15 protein-coding genes are annotated in these 17,098 nt (G+C 47.6%); 13 read left to right on the top strand and 2 right to left on the bottom strand.

Features of this window, described 5'->3' with window-relative positions; genetic code table 11:
* Window positions 1–14: 14 nt before the first annotated feature.
* Entirely contained in the window at window positions 15–908 is an 894-nt protein-coding gene (locus tag QRD89_RS17990; protein ID WP_286095956.1) for a vanadium-dependent haloperoxidase, read from the top strand.
* An 87-nt stretch (window positions 909–995) separates the two neighbouring features.
* Entirely contained in the window at window positions 996–1,457 is a 462-nt protein-coding gene (locus tag QRD89_RS17985) for a cupredoxin domain-containing protein (RefSeq protein WP_008636814.1), read from the top strand.
* A gap of 54 nt (window positions 1,458–1,511) precedes the next feature.
* Here the strand turns inward: QRD89_RS17985 and QRD89_RS17980 are convergent, their stop codons facing one another.
* A complete protein-coding gene (locus QRD89_RS17980; protein ID WP_026577763.1) occupies window positions 1,512–1,970 on the bottom strand; it encodes a GNAT family N-acetyltransferase in 459 nt (152 codons plus the stop codon).
* 113 nt (window positions 1,971–2,083) lie between these two features.
* Here QRD89_RS17980 and QRD89_RS17975 point away from each other — a divergent pair, with 113 nt between their 5' ends.
* The 9 genes from QRD89_RS17975 to QRD89_RS17935 all read left to right on the top strand — a co-directional run bounded on the left by QRD89_RS17975 (window position 2,084) and on the right by QRD89_RS17935 (window position 13,734).
* The gene (locus tag QRD89_RS17975; RefSeq protein ID WP_286095955.1) at window positions 2,084–3,394 is read left to right on the top strand and encodes a lysine N(6)-hydroxylase/L-ornithine N(5)-oxygenase family protein; all 1,311 of its coding nucleotides are present in this window, start codon (window positions 2,084–2,086) and stop codon (window positions 3,392–3,394) included.
* Between the two features lie 328 nt (window positions 3,395–3,722).
* Window positions 3,723–4,760 carry an N-acetyl-gamma-glutamyl-phosphate reductase gene (gene argC, locus QRD89_RS17970; protein ID WP_026577765.1) on the top strand — a complete coding sequence of 346 codons (1,038 nt, stop codon included), beginning with the start codon at window positions 3,723–3,725 and terminating at the stop codon, window positions 4,758–4,760.
* A 17-nt stretch (window positions 4,761–4,777) separates the two neighbouring features.
* A complete protein-coding gene (gene argJ, locus QRD89_RS17965) occupies window positions 4,778–6,004 on the top strand; it encodes a bifunctional ornithine acetyltransferase/N-acetylglutamate synthase (RefSeq protein WP_008636828.1) in 1,227 nt (408 codons plus the stop codon).
* Complete coding sequence (gene argB / locus QRD89_RS17960) at window positions 5,967–6,776, top strand: acetylglutamate kinase (RefSeq protein WP_286095954.1); 810 nt, start codon at window positions 5,967–5,969, stop codon at window positions 6,774–6,776. The genes argJ and argB overlap by 38 nt, the downstream gene beginning before the upstream one ends.
* On the top strand, window positions 6,773–7,933 hold the full coding sequence (gene argD / locus QRD89_RS17955) for an acetylornithine transaminase (RefSeq protein ID WP_008636830.1): 1,161 nt from the start codon (window positions 6,773–6,775) through the stop codon (window positions 7,931–7,933). Before argB ends, argD begins: the two co-directional genes overlap by 4 nt.
* A gap of 103 nt (window positions 7,934–8,036) precedes the next feature.
* The gene (locus QRD89_RS17950; RefSeq protein ID WP_286095953.1) at window positions 8,037–9,095 is read left to right on the top strand and encodes a carbamoyl phosphate synthase small subunit; all 1,059 of its coding nucleotides are present in this window, start codon (window positions 8,037–8,039) and stop codon (window positions 9,093–9,095) included.
* On the top strand, window positions 9,088–12,105 hold the full coding sequence (carB, locus tag QRD89_RS17945) for a carbamoyl-phosphate synthase (glutamine-hydrolyzing) large subunit (protein WP_286095952.1): 3,018 nt from the start codon (window positions 9,088–9,090) through the stop codon (window positions 12,103–12,105). Before QRD89_RS17950 ends, carB begins: the two co-directional genes overlap by 8 nt.
* Window positions 12,105–13,061, top strand: a complete 957-nt coding sequence (gene argF / locus QRD89_RS17940) for an ornithine carbamoyltransferase (RefSeq protein ID WP_035388135.1) — start codon at window positions 12,105–12,107, stop codon at window positions 13,059–13,061. Before carB ends, argF begins: the two co-directional genes overlap by 1 nt.
* 187 nt (window positions 13,062–13,248) lie before the next feature.
* The gene (locus QRD89_RS17935; RefSeq protein WP_026577771.1) at window positions 13,249–13,734 is read left to right on the top strand and encodes a GyrI-like domain-containing protein; all 486 of its coding nucleotides are present in this window, start codon (window positions 13,249–13,251) and stop codon (window positions 13,732–13,734) included.
* Between the two features lie 67 nt (window positions 13,735–13,801).
* Here QRD89_RS17935 and QRD89_RS17930 read toward each other — a convergent pair whose 3' ends face one another.
* Window positions 13,802–15,211 (bottom strand): Na+/H+ antiporter NhaC family protein, encoded by a 1,410-nt coding sequence (locus tag QRD89_RS17930; protein ID WP_008636837.1) that lies wholly within the window; start codon window positions 15,209–15,211, stop codon window positions 13,802–13,804.
* 140 nt (window positions 15,212–15,351) lie between these two features.
* Between QRD89_RS17930 and QRD89_RS17925 the strand changes: the two genes are divergently transcribed.
* Together QRD89_RS17925 and QRD89_RS17920 are read left to right on the top strand one after the other, a co-directional pair.
* The gene (locus tag QRD89_RS17925) at window positions 15,352–15,795 is read left to right on the top strand and encodes an SRPBCC family protein (protein WP_286095951.1); all 444 of its coding nucleotides are present in this window, start codon (window positions 15,352–15,354) and stop codon (window positions 15,793–15,795) included.
* A 143-nt stretch (window positions 15,796–15,938) separates the two neighbouring features.
* Window positions 15,939–17,084, top strand: coding sequence for a DEAD/DEAH box helicase (locus QRD89_RS17920; RefSeq protein ID WP_008636839.1), 1,146 nt, complete (start codon window positions 15,939–15,941; stop codon window positions 17,082–17,084).
* Window positions 17,085–17,098: the final 14 nt, after the last annotated feature.

The raw sequence follows: 17,098 nt of genomic DNA, 5'->3' as shown, positions 1-17,098 counted from the left end.
AGGAGGGGAATGCCATGTCTCGTCACTATCCGAGCTGGACCGAAATACCTTATGCAGGGACGAAGGTGCCGCCTGTTGTAGAACGGGGAGTGGAGTTTGAAGCAGGCGAGTGGAAAACATATTTCATTCAGCATAGTCGAAGGCACGGTTTTAAGAAAATGGATGGGCGTCCCATTCGTCTTGCCATTAAAGATCCGGATACGATCGATTGGTATGAGGAATTAGAAACCGTTAAAGGAACCCTTGCAAACTTGACGCAAGAACAAATTACCATTGCCAAGTACTGGGGAGCTGGTCCGCCTTCCAAACAGTGGATTCCGATCATTGATCGACTCATTGATACGTATGGAGTGGAAGCCCCTCGGGCAGCAAGAATCCTTGGAGCTTTGTTCAGCGGCATGAATGATGCCTTCGTGGTGTGCTGGTCTCTGAAATATAAATGGCTCGTACCCCGGCCGAACCAGTTGGACCGCCATTTAGCTACGGTCGTCTGTACGCCGAAGCATCCGTCGTATCCATCCGGTCACGCTACTGTTTCCGGAGCGGCAGAGATAATTCTCGGCTATTTTTTCCCTGCTGAAAGAAGGAAGCTTAATCAGGTTGCTGAAGAAGATGCACGCTCGCGCCTTTATGCGGGTGTACATTACCAGGCAGACAATGACCAGGGGCTCCGGTTAGGCAGACAAATTGGTCGGATCGTTGTCGATGAGTTGAAGAAGGACAGAGTAAATGGGCGTCCCCTCGATCGGCCGTTTACGGAATATAAGGATGCAGATCTTCTCCCGCACGATTATGTGCAGGCTATTCCTTTTGAATACTCCCAATCCTGTGACTCGCTTTTGATGAATGGGGACGATGAATCTTCGTCCGGCTACACGGAGTGGATCGATCCGAAATTATTTATGTAGGAGCTGCCTTTGGCAGTTCTTTTTTTGTTATCTGGACAAGTTATCCACATTCTTGCATATATATGTACTATCAAGAGGGAGAGGGGGATGTGGATGAATGCGTGGATTGTAAATGCGCGGAAGATCGGCTGGATTGCGGGTGCTGTTGTCATTGCCTTCGCTGCATATTTTTTGGGGAGCTATTTCTGGAAAGGAGCCGTAGCTACTTCCACTGCACCGACCAATGAAGAACCCAGGGTCATTCAATTAGTTACCGGTGAATTTAAAACGACGACCGCAGACGGCAGAGAGGTGGAGGCTTACCGTTGGGATCCCGGCACAATTGTCGTCGAGAAGGATGAACCCTTCCAATTGAGTATGTACGGGGTGAATGGGGAGGAACATCCATTCTATATAGAAGGTACGGATATTAAAGGGGTTGTAGAGAAAGGGAAGGAAACAGTCGTCGATTTAAAGTTCAAGAAAGAAGGCGTGTATCGTTTGATCTGCACGACACATGCAGACAAGGCCGCCAGCGGTCCGATGATCGCTTATATTGTTGTGGATTAATTGGACAAGACGAACGCTCCTCTCTTAATGAGCAGGAGCGTTTTTATTGTTATTTTAATCAAGCAGCGATTTTCGGAATACCACCATATCGATGCCGCGGATGCCGTTCTCATAAAACGGCTGAGGGTAACGAAGGAAGTAATCGGGAAGGATATGATCGAAACGGAAGCCCGCCTTTTGATAAAAGGACAAGTTCTCGATGCTGGAGTTTGATGTGCCCACAATCATACTTGTGTACCCTTTTTCTTTATATTGTTGAGCGGCTTTTGTAATCACGTGTTTTCCAATACCTTTTCCTCTGTAAGCTTCTGATATGGCGATATTTTTAATTTCGACCGATTCTTCATCTGGAAAAACGAACAGGCATACACCGACTACAGCGGAGTCCAATCGGATGGCTGTCAGCTCTCCTTCATGAAGATAAGCGTCCACCATATCCACTTCTTCATCTGCCAGTAAGAGAAACGGCTTATATTCTTCCCGGTTATCCACAGGCAGCAATTCTATGTCCATATTCTTTTCCCCTTTAATCATCAGTTATCGTTTGTTTATGGTTATGATAACATAGAAGCAATACATCGATTTCTGAAATGAAGGTATTTTCAGATAAAAAAGGGGTAGTGACTATGGAACAACAAGAACCTATATATGATTTGATCGGAATCGGAACAGGACCTTTCAACTTGAGCCTTGCCGCTCTTTTGGATGATATAGAGGAAGTGGATGCATTATTCTTTGAACAGAAATCTGCCTTCGAATGGCATCCGGGTATGTTGATCGAGGGAACGAAGATGCAGGTTCCGTTTCTTGCGGATCTGGTTACAATGGCCGACCCGACGAACCCGTACAGCTTCCTGAACTATATCAGCAAGCACGATCGGATGTATCAGTTCTATTTCCTGCAGCGTCTGGACATTCCGCGCAGAGAATATAATGATTACTGCCGATGGGTCGCCGATCAGTTGTCATCCTGCCGGTTTGGTAAGCGCGTCACGGGGATCCGTCATGTCAAAGATAACGGGGACACCTTCGAAGTCGATGTTCTCGATATCGAAACAGGTAATTCTACGCTGTATCGAACCAGGAATCTCGTTATGGGAACAGGCAGCGTTCCATCCATGCCGCAATCTTTCCAAGGACTACCGGAAACGGATGTTTTTCATACGGCAGACTTCCTTATAAACAAAGATGCATGCCTGAATAAGAAATCGATCACAGTGGTCGGATCCGGACAGAGTGCTGCCGAAACGTTCCGCGATCTCCTGCAGGAACAGCGCCGGTACGGCTTCCAGCTGGACTGGATTACGAGATCGCCCGGCTTCTCTTCCATGGAAGAGTCGAAATTGAGTCTGGAACACTTTTCTCCAGACTATGTAAACTACTTTTACAGCCTTCCCCAGGAGCAGAAAGATGAAATTTTTGCTACGCAGGGGTTATACTACAAGGGGATCAGTAATCATACAGTGAATGATATCTATAATTTGCTTTACGAATACTCCGTTGGTGGAGAAGAGCTTCCAGTCGGCCTTCAGGTACTTACCGAAGTCCGGGATGTCCATGCAAAAGCAGACGGCGGCTATGAACTAGACTGCTACCATTATCAAAAAGGGAAGAAGTACACGCACGAAACAGATGTCATTATCGCCGCGACCGGGTATAAGCCTTACGTTCCGGATTTCGTTCATTACATGGAGGACTTCCTTGTTTGGGATGATCAAGGCCGTTATGAAGTGACAGAAGATTACAGATTGAAGAAAAATGCAGACACGCCGAATGAAATATTCGTCCACAGCGGTATTTCCCATACGCATGGTGTCGGTTCGACAAACTTGGGGCTGTCCATTTACCGCAATAAGTTAATTATTAATCAGCTGACCGGCCGCGAAGTCTTTCCGCTCAGTGAGAAGAACATTTTTCAATCCTTTTCTGTTCAATAAATGTGAAGCACATGAAAGGTGACAACTCTTTCATGTGCGTTTTTTGGTTCTGTTGATAATGTGTATAAAATTGTGTATATGTGAATGGAAATCAAAGAGGTGGCGCAGTCTTTCCGGGTTATCCACATGTGTATAAATCCACCCATCCTTTCCTAAGGATGCGATTGGGGATAATGTTGATAAAACAAGGGTTCAGCGAATCTGGGAAAATATTAATATGTAAAAAAATCAATTAGTCTCATCTGGCTATTGACATATTAGGGCTAAGGGTTAATAATATTGTAAATATACAGAGGAAATTATAAATATACATAGAGGTGGTTTTAGTTTGAAAGCAGGAATTGTCGGAGCTACAGGATACGGCGGCATCGAGCTGTTCCGGATTTTACAGGCTCATCCAAATATACAAACAATCACATTGTATTCCTCCTCACAGGCAGGGGAGTATTTTGAAGATATATATCCACAAATGAACAGTGGTACGAAGCACGAATTGAAAGATGTCGAGCCGGAGAAGATGAAGCAAGAACAGGATGTCATCTTTTTAGCGACGCCCGCCGGGGTTTCCAGTAAACTCACTCCCCAGCTTGCCGGCAGCCGTGCGAAAATTATCGATTTATCGGGAGACCTGCGGCTGAAGGATGCGGAAAGCTACTCCCGGTGGTATAAAAAAGAACCTGCTGCCTCAAACGTGCTGCAAACCGCTGTCTATGGCCTGCCGGAATGGAATAAAGAGGCGATTCGCGGGGCGGATGTCATCGCAAACCCTGGATGTTATCCGACAGCCACACTTCTTGGTCTTGGGCCGCTGGTCAAAGAAGGCCTTGCCGTTCCTTCTTCCATCATTATTGATGCGAAGTCCGGCGTATCAGGGGCAGGGAAGAACCCGAACCCTGTGGCTCATTTTGCACATGCACAGGAAAACTTTCAAATATATAAAGTGAATCAGCACCAACACATTCCCGAAATTGAACAGCAGCTTGCTGAGTGGGAAGAAGATACGGAGCCTGTTACGTTCTCTACACATCTCGTTCCAATGACGAAGGGGATTATGTCGACGATCTATATGACTCTCAAACAAGAGGTTACGGAAGAACAACTGCGCTCCATCTACCGTTCCTATTACGCACAGGAGCCGTTCGTGCGTGTCAGGGAAGATGGTACGTTCCCTTGTACGAAGGACGTGTACGGAACGAATTATTGTGATATCGGTATGACGATCGATCCGAGGACGAAGCGGGTAACCATCGTCAGCGTCATCGATAATTTGATGAAAGGCGCAGCAAGTCAGGCGGTACAAAATATGAATCTAATATTCAATAAGGACGAAAGTGCAGGATTACCAGAATTTCCTGTCTATCCTTAAGAAGAGGAGGAGAAACGTTGATAGAAGCGAAGAACGTACATCAAATTGAAAAACTAGAAAAAGGGTCAATCGTGACGCCGAAAGGCTTTACAGCGGGAGGGGTGCATTGCGGCCTCCGATATCGCAGGAAGGATTTCGGTTTGCTGATGAGTGAGACTCCAGCCTCCATCGCGGCTGTTTATACGCAGAGTCACTTTCAGGCTCCACCTCTGAAGGTCACACAGGAGAGTATCGCTAAGGGCGGAAAGATTCAAGCCATTGCAATCAACAGTGCTATTGCCAACGCTTGTACTGGAGAAGAGGGTATGGCCAACGCCTACGAGATGCGTGACCTCATCGCTTCTAGATTCGAGATCCCTAATGAATACGTGGCTGTCGCTTCTACGGGTGTCATCGGGGAACAGCTTCCGATGGATAAGATTGCGGAAGGTAGCCGGACTGTAGAACTCAGCGAGCAAGGCAGCGGGGATTTCCAGGAGGCTATCCTCACTACAGATACATGTCAAAAGCATACATGTTATCAAGTGCAGATCGACGGAGTCGCAGTCACGATCGCCGGTGCAGCAAAAGGTTCCGGTATGATCCATCCGAATATGGCTACTATGCTGGGCTTCATAACAACAGACGCTGTCATTGATACGGCCGATATGCAGGCTGCCCTGAGCCATACGATTGATAAGTCATTCAATCAGATCACCGTAGACGGCGAGACGTCTACGAATGACATGGTGCTTGCGCTTGCAAACGGAAAGGCAGGCCACGAACCGTTAAATACAGATCATCCGGACTGGGAAGCATTTCAAGCAGCCCTTCAGCTCGTCTGTGAAGACTTGGCTAAGCAGATCGCCCGGGACGGAGAGGGTGCCACGAAGCTGATTGAAGTAAATGTTACCGGTGCTAAATCCGACCATGAAGCTCGAATTATCGCCAAGAAAGTCGTCGGTTCCAGTCTTGTCAAAACGGCTGTTTACGGTAGGGATGCCAACTGGGGCCGTATTGTAAGTGCAATTGGGCACAGTGAAGCAACGCTTGATCCGAATGAATGCGATATTCATATGGAAGACCAACTCGTATTCAGTAAAGGTACGGCATGTGCCTTCTCTGAAGAGAAAGCAGCAGAAGACCTGGAGAATGAAAAGGTGACAATCGGCATCAAGCTTGGCGTAGGGGAAGGTACCGGCACAGCTTGGGGGTGTGACTTGACTTATGACTACATCAAAATCAATGCAAGCTACAGAACATAAACCGGTGATTGTCGTCAAGCTTGGCGGCAGTATGACAGACCAGCTTACGGACGAATTCTATCAAAGCTTCCGGTCAGTGCTAGCACACTATCACTGCATTATCGTCCACGGCGGCGGCCCGGCTATCAACAGAATGTTGGAACAGTTGAAAATAGAAGGTGAATTCTACAATGGTCTGCGTAAAACGACCGCTCCGACGATGGCTGTCGTCGAGATGGTGCTGGGTGGTCAGGTGAGTGCACAGATTACAGGAAGCTTAGCCGCACAGGGTATATCTGCAATCGGAGTCAAAGGATCTGAAGCGGATTTATTAACCTGCAGCTTCGCAGATGAAAAAAACCTTGGCTACGTTGGTGAGGTAGAAGCAGTAGAACCAGGAGTGCTGAACCATATTCTCGAAGGAGGGTATCTTCCTGTTGTAGCCCCGTTCGGTAAAACATCGGATGGAGTGACGGTAAATGTCAATGCTGACATGGCGGCAGGAGCAATTGCACGTGCAGTCGGAGCGAAGAAGCTGCTGTATGTGACGGATGTTCCCGGTATTCTTATTAATGGCTCTCTATTGGACGCAACGACGCCGGAAGAGATAGAAAGTATGATCGAAGACGGTTCCATTTATGGTGGTATGATTCCTAAAGTGAAATCCGCTGTCGAAGCACTGTCCGACGATTTGGAAGAGGTTTTGATCGTTAGTGGAGAGACAGCACTGATGGAACATGGAACGATAAAAGGGACATCGATTTCAGAGAAACGAAAGGAGAAAGTCAAATGAGCTTATTTCCTACCTACAATCGGTTTCCGTTGACGATCGTCTCCGGAAAGGGAACGAAAGTAATGGATGATCAAGGGAAGGAATACCTCGATTTCGTTTCCGGAATCGCCGTATGTAATCTTGGTCACCGGCCGGACAAAGTGGAAGCTGCAGTGAAAGAACAAATGGAGCAGGTTTGGCATGTCTCAAACCTTTATCAGATCCCTGTGCAGGAGCGGGCAGCGGAGCTTTTAGTTTCAAAGACCGATCTGGATCATGTCTTCTTTTGTAATAGTGGAGCAGAAGCGAATGAAGCGGCCATTAAGTTGGCACGTAAACACACTGGAAGAGAAAAGATCATTACATTTAAGCAGTCCTTCCACGGAAGGACATTTGCAACGATGAGTGCAACGGGGCAGGCGAAAATCCACGACGGGTTTGGTTCCTTGCTGCCTACCTTTAACTACTATCCATACAATGATGTGGAGGCTATTGAAGAGGTTCATGACGGCCATGTTGCTGCGATCATGGTCGAAGTCATCCAAGGGGAAGGCGGCGTCGTCCCGGGTACGAAGGAGTTCCTGAAAGCTGTCGAAGCGAAGTGTGACGAGCTCGGTGCTTTGCTGATCATTGATGAAGTGCAGACGGGAATCGGCAGGACAGGTCGACCGTTCGCGTATCAGCATTATGATCTGAATCCCGATATCGTTACTTCTGCAAAAGGTCTCGGCAGTGGTTTTCCTGTAGGAGCCATGCTTGGAAAGGCAGAGCTCGTGGAAACATTCACAGCTGGTGTCCATGGTTCGACTTTTGGTGGGAACCCGTTGGCTTCTGCCGCAGTGAAAGCGACGCTCGAAACGATTTTCAATGATTCCTTCCTCGAAGATGTGACAGAGAAAGGGCGCTTATTCAAGCAAAAGCTTGTGTCTGAGCTATCTTCTGTCGATTACGTGAAGGAAGTGAGGGGCGAAGGATTGATGCTTGGGATTGCACTGGATACGGAAGCAATCCAGCTCGTACATGCTTTAAGGGAGAGTGGATTATTGACAGTCCTTGCTGGTCCTAATGTTCTTCGGCTTTTACCGCCTCTGACAGTTTCGGAAGAGGAGATCGATCAGGCGGTTGCGCTTTTGGGCGAAGTATTAAAGAAACATGAGCAGGAACTTCAAAAAGCTTAATATAAGCATTGGTGGACCTCGCATTTCGGGGCCACCTTTTCTGGAAATTAAATGTATAAAAATTCATTAAAAATAATATTTATTCAAGTTATGAGGTGAACGTATGAAAGGTTACTTAAGCTTACAAGATGGAAAAACGTTCGAAGGAAAGGTCTCGGGATATTATCAACAACCTGTTCAGGGAGAGGTCGTTTTCTTTACCGGTATGACAGGTTATCAGGAAGTTTTGACGGATCCGTCCTATAAAGGGCAGATTGTTGTTTTCACGTATCCACTAATCGGCAATTACGGCATCAACGCCGATGATGGGGAGAGTAAGGAGGTACAGGTAAGCGGCGTCGTCATGTTTCAGTGCGCAGACATGGTGACCCATTACAAAGCGACACATTCTCTTGGTGAGTACTTGGAGGAGAATAACGTCCCGTATCTGACTGGTGTCGATACAAGAGAGTTGACTAAGGCCATTCGGTCTGGAGGAACGAGACAAGCGATTTTGGCAGATGAACCTGTCCGTGACTTCGAACCATTGGAAACAAACCAAATGTATGAGGTGCATGGGGAGGAAATAGAAACGCACGGCGATGGACCGCTGCATATAGGAATGATCGACTTCGGATGGAAGAAGTCCATTTTGAAATCCCTGCTTAAATGGAACGTCCGTGTGAGCGTTATTCCTTTTACTCAGGTGGAGAAAGTGAACGATCTTCACCTTGATGGACTTGTCCTATCTAATGGTCCGGGGGATCCGAAAGACGTTCTGCCTCATCTTCCGGCTTTAAAAGAGGCGTTGGATACCCACCCAAGTTTCGGAATTTGCATGGGACACCAAGTCATCGCTCTCGCCTATGGAGCCAATACCAAGAAACTGCCTTTCGGACACCGTGGGGCCAATCACCCGGTTAAAGACCAGCTGACAGGAAAGGTGTTCCTGTCTTCTCAAAACCACAGTTATGTGGTGGACGAAGCCAGTCTCGATGTTACACCACTTACAAAACGATTCTATAACGTAAACGATGGGTCTGTCGAAGGCTTAATGCATAAAGAAAAACCGGTAATGTCTGTGCAGTTCCACCCGGAAGCGAATCCGGGACCTGCGGATGCACAATGGTTATTTAATGACTTTGTAAAGGTAGTGGAAAAAGGAGTGAACGTTCATGTCTAAGAAAGTATTAGTCATCGGTTCTGGTCCGATCGTGATCGGCCAGGCGGCGGAATTCGATTATTCAGGCACACAAGGGTGTCTTGCACTTAAAGAGGAGGGGCATGAAGTCGTATTGGTCAACAATAACCCGGCGACGATTATGACCGATCATGAAATAGCGGACGTCGTCTACTGTGAACCGCTGACGGTCGAGAGCATTGCTGCCATCATCGAGAAAGAGAAGCCGGATTCCGTTCTTGCGGGACTTGGCGGGCAGACGGCACTAAACCTTGCTGTTGAGATGGAAAAAGAAGGAGTACTGGAAAAATACGGAGTAGAACTTCTTGGAACAAGCGTGGATTCTATCAAACAAGGGGAGGACCGGGAGTTGTTCCGTGCCTTGATGAACGAGCTGGATCAGCCGGTTCCTGAGAGTGAAGTAATTACGACGCTGGAACAGGCGAAAGCATTTGCCGAGCGTGTCGGATACCCGATTATCAGCCGCCCTGCCTACACACTTGGCGGCCGAGGCGGTGGAATCGTGGACGAAGAATCAGGATTGGAAGAGTTGATCCTGACTGGTCTGAAAGCGAGTCCGATTCATCAGGTCATTGTTGAAAAGAGCATTGCCGGTTTTAAAGAAGTCGAATACGAAATTATGCGGGACCATAATGGAACATGTATTTCGGTCTGTAACATGGAGAACTTCGATCCGGTTGGCGTTCATACAGGTGATTCCATTGTTGTAGCGCCTTCCCAGACATTAACGGATGAAGAATACCAAATGTTGAGAAGTGCTTCCCTTAAAATCGTGTCGGCTTTGGAGGTTATCGGAGGCTGCAATGTTCAACTCGCCCTCGATCCACACAGCAAAAACTATTATGTCATCGAAGTTAATCCGCGTGTAAGCCGTTCTTCTGCATTAGCATCAAAAGCGACCGGTTATCCAATCGCCAAGATGGCGACAAAAGTGGCTCTCGGTTATTCGTTGGATGAATTGTTGAACCCATTGACAGGCCATACGTATGCAAGCTTTGAACCTGCTTTGGATTATGTCGTTGTGAAATTCCCGCGCTGGCCGTTTGATAAATTTCCCGAAGCGGAAAGAAGCCTTGGCACGAAAATGAGAGCAACGGGAGAGGTCATGTCGATCGATCGAACGCTCGAAGGGGCTTTTCAGAAGGCCGTCCAATCGCTCGATACAAGCATTCCTGTCATTACAGATAAGTGGACACAATTGACGAAACCGACGGACCTCCGCTACTTCGCCATTTTAGAGCTTCTGAGAGAAGGCGTGACGATCGAGAAGATTCATGAAGTGACTAAAATTGACCTGTTCTTCTTGAACGTCCTTAAGAACATCGTCCATACAGAAAAGCAGCTGGAATCCGGTCCTGTCACCGAAGAGCTTCTTCAGCAGGCGAAGGTCTATGGATTCTCTGACCCGACCATTGCCGTGCATACAGGTGCGTCGGTGCAGGAAGTTAAGAGTTGGAGAAAGGATTTCGATTTACAGCCGAAGTTCAAAGTCGTCGATACATGTGCGGCTGAGTTTGAAGCAGCTACCAACTATGTGTACAGCACGTATGCCGGCAACAATGAAATAGCACCGTTGGCGGGGGAGAAGAAAGCATTGATCCTCGGATCCGGACCTATTCGGATCGGTCAGGGTGTCGAATTCGATTATAGTGCCGTTAAAGCGATCGAAAGTCTCCAAAAGCTGGGCTGGACGACGGTCATGATCAACAATAACCCGGAAACGGTAAGTACCGATTACGCAACTGCTGATCGTTTGTATTTCGAACCGATTCATACAGAAATTGTGGAAGCCATTGTCGAACAGGAAGGAATCGATCTCGTATTCACACAATTCGGTGGTCAGACAGCCATCAACCTGGCCGAGGAGCTTTCAAAAGCAGGTCTCCCGCTGGCTGGTGTATCAACAGACGTTCTGGATGAGCTGGAGGACCGTGATAAATTCTATGAAGCATTGAAGAAATTAGATATTCCGCATGTTTCCGGAACGACATGTCATACGAAGGAGGAAGCTTGGTCTGCGGCGGCAACTTATAATTTCCCGATTCTCTGTCGTCCTTCCTACGTTATCGGCGGACAGGGAATGGTGAAGATCGAGAACGAAACAGAATTGAAGCAGGCGCTCGACGAAACGGAAGACCGTCACTATCCGATCGTTCTTGACTCCTTCATGCAGGGCATGGAAGTGGAAGTCGACCTGGTCGGGGATGGTGAAACCATCTTCCTTCCGGATGTCATGGAGCACATTGAACCGGCAGGCGTTCATTCCGGTGACAGTATGGCGATCTTCCCTTCGGCTCTGTCGGAAGAAATCAAATCCACAGTACGCCGCTATAGTGAGCAGATCGTCCAGCACTTCCAATACAAAGGTATCATGAATATTCAATTCCTCTGTGTCGATGGACGCGTGTACGTACTGGAAGTGAATCCGCGCGCAAGTCGTACGGTGCCGATCATCAGTAAAGTTGCTGCCGTTCCTTTGGTCGATTACGCGGTACAAGTGCTCGTCGATGCTCCTGGGTTCGCACTCGCTGAGAAGCAGGTTCCGAACATCACCGTAACAGCTGTTAAATATCCGGTCTTTTCTTCTTATGCCATGACGGAACTGGACCACAAGCTTGGACCGAACATGAAGTCCACTGGAGAAGGGATGTGTCTCGGTAATACGGTAGAGGAAGCCTTGCAGAAAGTATTCGCTCATCTTCCTGATATCCGGGAGGACAAGGACATTTGTTACGTCGATGTGGAGGGATATTCTCACATTCCGTCATCTGAACTCGACTTTGAAGAGTGGCTGACGACCGCATCTGCCGTCCTTTATGTCAATGACCAGGAAACGGAGCTGGCGCGAAGCAGAAGAATTCAGGCAACGAAGAACGGTGTGCAGGTGTTTAGCGAAACAACAACGTTTGAAGCCTTTTGGCAGGGGCTTCAAGTAGAGAAGAACGAACCTACCCCATTGCCGGAGATGATCCTGGAAGGAGTGCATACGTAATGAATTTAATGGAGCAGATGTATTCAACGAACAGTTCTATGCAGGGCAAACATATTCTGACTTGGCTGGATTACAGCCAGTCGGAAGTCTGCCAACTGCTGGCACAGGCACAATATATTAAGGAAAATCCCTACAATCAGTCATTAAAAGGAAAAAACCTTGCTATGATTTTTGAGAAATCATCGACTAGAACCCGTGTTTCTTTTGAAGTCGGGATGGGGCATATGGGAGGGCACGCTCTTTATCTCAACACGAAAGACATTCAGGTCGGGCGTGGAGAAACGATTGCCGATACCGCCCGCGTCCTATCCGGCTATGTAGACGCCATCATGTTCCGTACGACTTCCAACGAGCGCTTAACGGAGCTCGCCGAGCATGCGACAGTCCCGGTTATCAATGGATTGTGTGATATCTATCACCCGTGTCAGGCGCTTGCGGATGTGTTTACCATCCTTGAACTGAAAGGCCAATTGTGCGGCATCAAGCTGGTTTACATCGGAGACGGCAACAACGTCGCTCATTCTCTAATGATCCTTGCAGCGATGATGGGGATGGAAGTGGTGGTATCTGCTCCGGAAGGATATGAGCCGGATGAAGAGATTACCGCTAAATCAAAAGCTCTGGCGGAAGAATATAACGGTTCTGTCACCATCGAACCGGACCCTGTCCAAGCGGTGAAAGATGCAGACGTTGTCTATACGGATGTGTGGACCAGCATGGGACAGGAGGAGGAAGCGGAGCAGCGCTTAAAAGACTTCCAAGGCTATCAGGTAAATAAAGAGCTTCTTTCTCATGCCAAACCGGACGCCTCTTTCCTGCATTGTCTTCCAGCTCACAGAGAAGAAGAGGTGACAGCAGAGATCATCGACGGTCCGCAATCCGCCGTTTTCCAACAGGCGGAAAACCGTATGCACGTACAGAAGGCAATTTTACAGGCGATTATCGGCTGGCGGTAAAAAAACAAGCATATTTTTATAGAACCGAACCGTATGATATGGAATGAGGAACTTCATTAATGGACGATTCACTAATATGGTCGAATTACTACGAATAACATCGAACAACCTTTTTTATAAAGGGAATTTTGATTGAATGTGGAAGTAGTTAGGGAAAGCGATCAAATCTTAAAGGAGTGGCCATTGAATGAGTGAACAAATGACAACGGCTGTGGAACCTAAAGTCATGAAGAAGTCCCATTTCAAAGTGGTCGGTGTCTCTTGCCAAACGATGATGGATGAAAGGGAAGTGAAGGTTCCGCAACTAATGGAACAATTCCATACGATGAAGCTTCCGAAGGTAAAAAATCGTATTAATGCTCCCTGTTCTCTCGGTATGTTCGTCGATCCTCCCAATTGGAATGAGATGACGGATGCCTTTTACTGGATCGCCGGTGTCGAGGTAGACAGTTTCGAGAAGATTCCACAAGATATGATTACAAAAACAATTCCTGCTTATACGTATGCGGTGTTGGAGTATGATCCGTCCCTTCATGAGTTCAATCCTTACCTTTATCTCCACGAATGGATCAAGGAAAAGGGTTATGAACAGGTGGAAGGATTCGGTTTCGAAGAATACCAGCCTTACACGGGATCCCAAACCAGCTATCGGCTATATCTTCCTATCAAATAAGTGCAATAAAAAATCCGAACGCTCCTGGAATGCTCTGATCAGCATTCCGGGAATCGTTCGGATTTTTTTAGAGGAGAAAAGATAAACCAAAGTACAAAACAGCTGCAATGGCAGCGGCGATCAAGGCGGGCTTTAACTTGAATTTGGCATATTTAATTGGATTCAAGTTGAGGATTCCGGCTGTCGTATTCGTATCATCACTTAAAGGTGAAGCGAATGCACCGAAGGTCCCGCTCGCGAAGACAGCGCCGATCACCATCGGGAGAGAACTGCCGGCGACTGTGGCAATGGATATTCCGACGGGCATCAGTATTCCCCACGTGCCCCAGGAAGATCCGATGAAATAGGACAGCCCGCAGCCGACGATGAACAGCACAACAGCTACGAATCCGGAGGGAATCCAGCCGAAGGAGGAAGATATCGTGCCGGCGAAATCCAGTGTTTCGGAGCCGCGACTCAGGCCCCAGACGAGAGCGAGCAGCATAATAACACCCATCATTTCATTGCCGCCTTCTGTAATAACTGTCATCATCTTTTTCAGTGATTCCGAACGAACCTTCAGGAACAGGACGAGTGCAATTAACGTGATGAGAACGGCGAGTACCATTGCATCCAGTACGTTATCGTTGATCAATGCATCAAATCCGCTTTTGCCATCACGGACTCCCGACATATACATAAGCAGGAAGGTGAGCCCGATTACGGCGAAAAGCGGGATAATCAAACGCCAGGGTTTTGCGGGCAGCTCCTTCGTCACGGCAGGGTGACAGTCTTCCCACTGGTCATCATCTTCCCGCGGCTCCTGATCCATATTTTCCGCATCTGTGGCAGCTTTTTTATTCCTGTGGAAGAAACTTAAATAAAGGCCTACAAGGAGCATAGAGAAGGCGAAGAAGTTGAATGGAATGCTCTGGATGTATAAGCTGTAAGCATCTCCTGTCGTATTCGCCTGCTCCAGAGAAAGGGCGATGACCGAGGTCATATAGCCGACGAAAGCAGTTGCTACCGGAATCAGCACGACGAGTGGGGAAGCAGTTGTTTCAATGACGAAGCCCAGCTCCTGTTTGGACATAGGAATGTTCTTCCTCATTGCTTTCATCACCGGCCCGATTGTCACAATACGAAAACTGGGTGCAGAGAAGGTGCCAAGGGATGACAGCCACGTCAGCAGGAAGGCTCCTCGTTTGGTTTCGATTCTTTCGGTAGCTTCTTTTACGAAGCCTTTGATGCCTCCGGCCATTTTGATCAGACCGATTAAGGCAGCGAACACATAAAGAAAAAGGATGATTTTCAAATTGCTGTCATCAGAAAGCCCTTCGATAATGAACCCAAGGGCTGCCATCATGCCACCCAGCAGGTGGAAGTCGGATATGTATCCTGCGACGACGACGGCGAAAAGCAGGCTTGGAATGACTTGTTTAGTCCAGACGGCAGCGATGATAACCACAATGAAAGGGACGACGGATAACCAGTCCATGACAATGTACCTCTCTTCCTTCTATATCTTCTTCTAGCATGCGTGAGTTGATGCTTGGATATTCTTTTTATTGAAAAAGGACTTTTATCACTATCACACGAATAGGTGGAAGAACTGACTTTTGACAGGAGGGCTTTCCTATGACATTTATGAAGCAGTCTGTAATAATACAAAAACCGTTGGAAGAAGTATTTGCTGCCGCCATCGATTTCTCTAATAGTCCGGAAGTGATGGACGCCGTTGTTGATGTGGAGCTGTTGAGTGAGGGGCCTGTGCGTGAGGGGTATCGTTTCAAGGAGACGAGGTTGATCAGAGGAAGGAAAATCCCGGCGGTTATAGAAGTAACGGACTTCGTAAGGAATGAAAGTTATTCTGTCCGAAGTGTCCAGAACGGTCTTGATTTGCGTTATCACTATGTGTTCACGGAGCGGGAAGCGGGGAGTACGGAAGTGACATTCCGAGGAGAAATGAAGACGGAGGGAATCCGTAACACCATGATGAAGCCCTTGATCCAGCGGATTATCAAAAAGGAAGATGAGGACCATCTGCCTCGTTTGAAGAAGTTTATCGAAAACAGGCCGTAATGGTGGTATAATGGAATTAAGCTATGGATCATGTATGAAAGGTCTCTCCGCCATCCAATATGGGAAGAGGCCTATTTTTTTATAGACAGCTCCCGGAAGCATTGACGGAGCCTTATGGAATGAGGAAAGGAAAGATATAGATTATGACTCAACAAGAACAGCCTTGGTTTGCTGAACTATCCCCTTCGCTTAAGGAGGCGTGGAAGAATTCTGGTTTCCACACTTTCACGAATGTACAGGAGCAGGCCATCCCATTTATTTTAAATAAAGAAGACGTCCTTGCGGAGGCGCCGACCGGAAGTGGTAAAACCCTTGCTTATTTACTGCCTTTAATCCAGCAGGTGGACGCGGAGAAGAAGCAGACGCAGGTTTTGGTCATGGCTTCGTCTCATGAACTGGTGATGCAGATTCATCAGGAAATACAGGTATGGACAAAAGACAGCGGTATGACAAGCACTACTTTGATCGGCGGAGCGAACGTGAAGCGTCAGATCGATAAGCTGAAGAAGAAACCTCATATTGTGGTCGGGACACCGGGAAGGGTGTACGAGCTGATTCAGAAGAAGAAGCTGAAAGCACATGAAATGCATGCGGTCGTGATGGATGAAGCGGACCAATTGCTTGTCCCTGAGCATATTCAGACGGTTGAGAATGTGTTGAAAAGCACAAGGAAGGATACGCAGATCCTGCTATTTTCTGCTACTTTGCCGGATACGGTCATTGATGTAGCTCAAAGCTTTATGAAAGAAGACGCTGAGGTAATCCGGGTGCAGGAAGAGGCTCAGAAGCCGGCTGTCACCCACACCTATATTGCTTGCTCCGACCGTGATAAAGTGGAGCTCGTTCGTAAACTGTCCTACACAGATGGTTTCTTCGGCCTGGCCTTCCTTCAAGACATCGCCAAGCTGAATATTATGGCAGAGAAGCTGACTTACCATAAGCTGGACATTGGTCTCCTGCATAGTGATGCAAAAAAAGAACATCGGGCGAAGGCGATCCGGGAATTCCGCCAGGGTCAGTACCCATTGTTGTTAGCGACAGATGTAGCGGCCAGGGGGTTGGATATCCAGGAAATCAACTGCATCATTAACTTGGACATGCCTAAGGACAGAACTTCCTACATTCATAGAGCTGGTCGTACAGGAAGGATTGGATCGGAGGAGGGCACGGTTGTGTCACTCGTCAATCCGGTCGAGGAGAAGCGGTTGAAGAAGTATGCCCGTGACTTGGACATTGACTTGAAGAAAGTAGAAATATATAAGGGACGTCTGCAGGAAGCGCGTCGCTAGCTAGCAGACGCCGT

This window comes from Halobacillus sp. ACCC02827 (assembly GCF_030291935.1).
Taxonomy (GTDB): domain Bacteria; phylum Bacillota; class Bacilli; order Bacillales; family Halobacillaceae; genus Halobacillus.
The sequence above is the reverse complement of the archived record's forward strand: the minus strand, read 5'-3'. Positions and strand labels throughout refer to the sequence as shown.

Coding starts and splice junctions, on each gene's coding strand:
- QRD89_RS17990 (WP_286095956.1), top strand. CDS start 15: ATGTCTCGTCACTATCCGAGCTGGACCGAAATACCTTATGCAGGGACG.
- QRD89_RS17985 (WP_008636814.1), top strand. CDS start 996: ATGTGGATGAATGCGTGGATTGTAAATGCGCGGAAGATCGGCTGGATT.
- QRD89_RS17980 (WP_026577763.1), bottom strand. CDS start 1,970: ATGGACATAGAATTGCTGCCTGTGGATAACCGGGAAGAATATAAGCCG.
- QRD89_RS17975 (WP_286095955.1), top strand. CDS start 2,084: ATGGAACAACAAGAACCTATATATGATTTGATCGGAATCGGAACAGGA.
- argB (WP_286095954.1), top strand. CDS start 5,967: ATGACTACATCAAAATCAATGCAAGCTACAGAACATAAACCGGTGATT.
- argD (WP_008636830.1), top strand. CDS start 6,773: ATGAGCTTATTTCCTACCTACAATCGGTTTCCGTTGACGATCGTCTCC.
- QRD89_RS17950 (WP_286095953.1), top strand. CDS start 8,037: ATGAAAGGTTACTTAAGCTTACAAGATGGAAAAACGTTCGAAGGAAAG.
- carB (WP_286095952.1), top strand. CDS start 9,088: ATGTCTAAGAAAGTATTAGTCATCGGTTCTGGTCCGATCGTGATCGGC.
- argF (WP_035388135.1), top strand. CDS start 12,105: ATGAATTTAATGGAGCAGATGTATTCAACGAACAGTTCTATGCAGGGC.
- QRD89_RS17935 (WP_026577771.1), top strand. CDS start 13,249: ATGAGTGAACAAATGACAACGGCTGTGGAACCTAAAGTCATGAAGAAG.
- QRD89_RS17930 (WP_008636837.1), bottom strand. CDS start 15,211: ATGGACTGGTTATCCGTCGTCCCTTTCATTGTGGTTATCATCGCTGCC.
- QRD89_RS17925 (WP_286095951.1), top strand. CDS start 15,352: ATGACATTTATGAAGCAGTCTGTAATAATACAAAAACCGTTGGAAGAA.
- QRD89_RS17920 (WP_008636839.1), top strand. CDS start 15,939: ATGACTCAACAAGAACAGCCTTGGTTTGCTGAACTATCCCCTTCGCTT.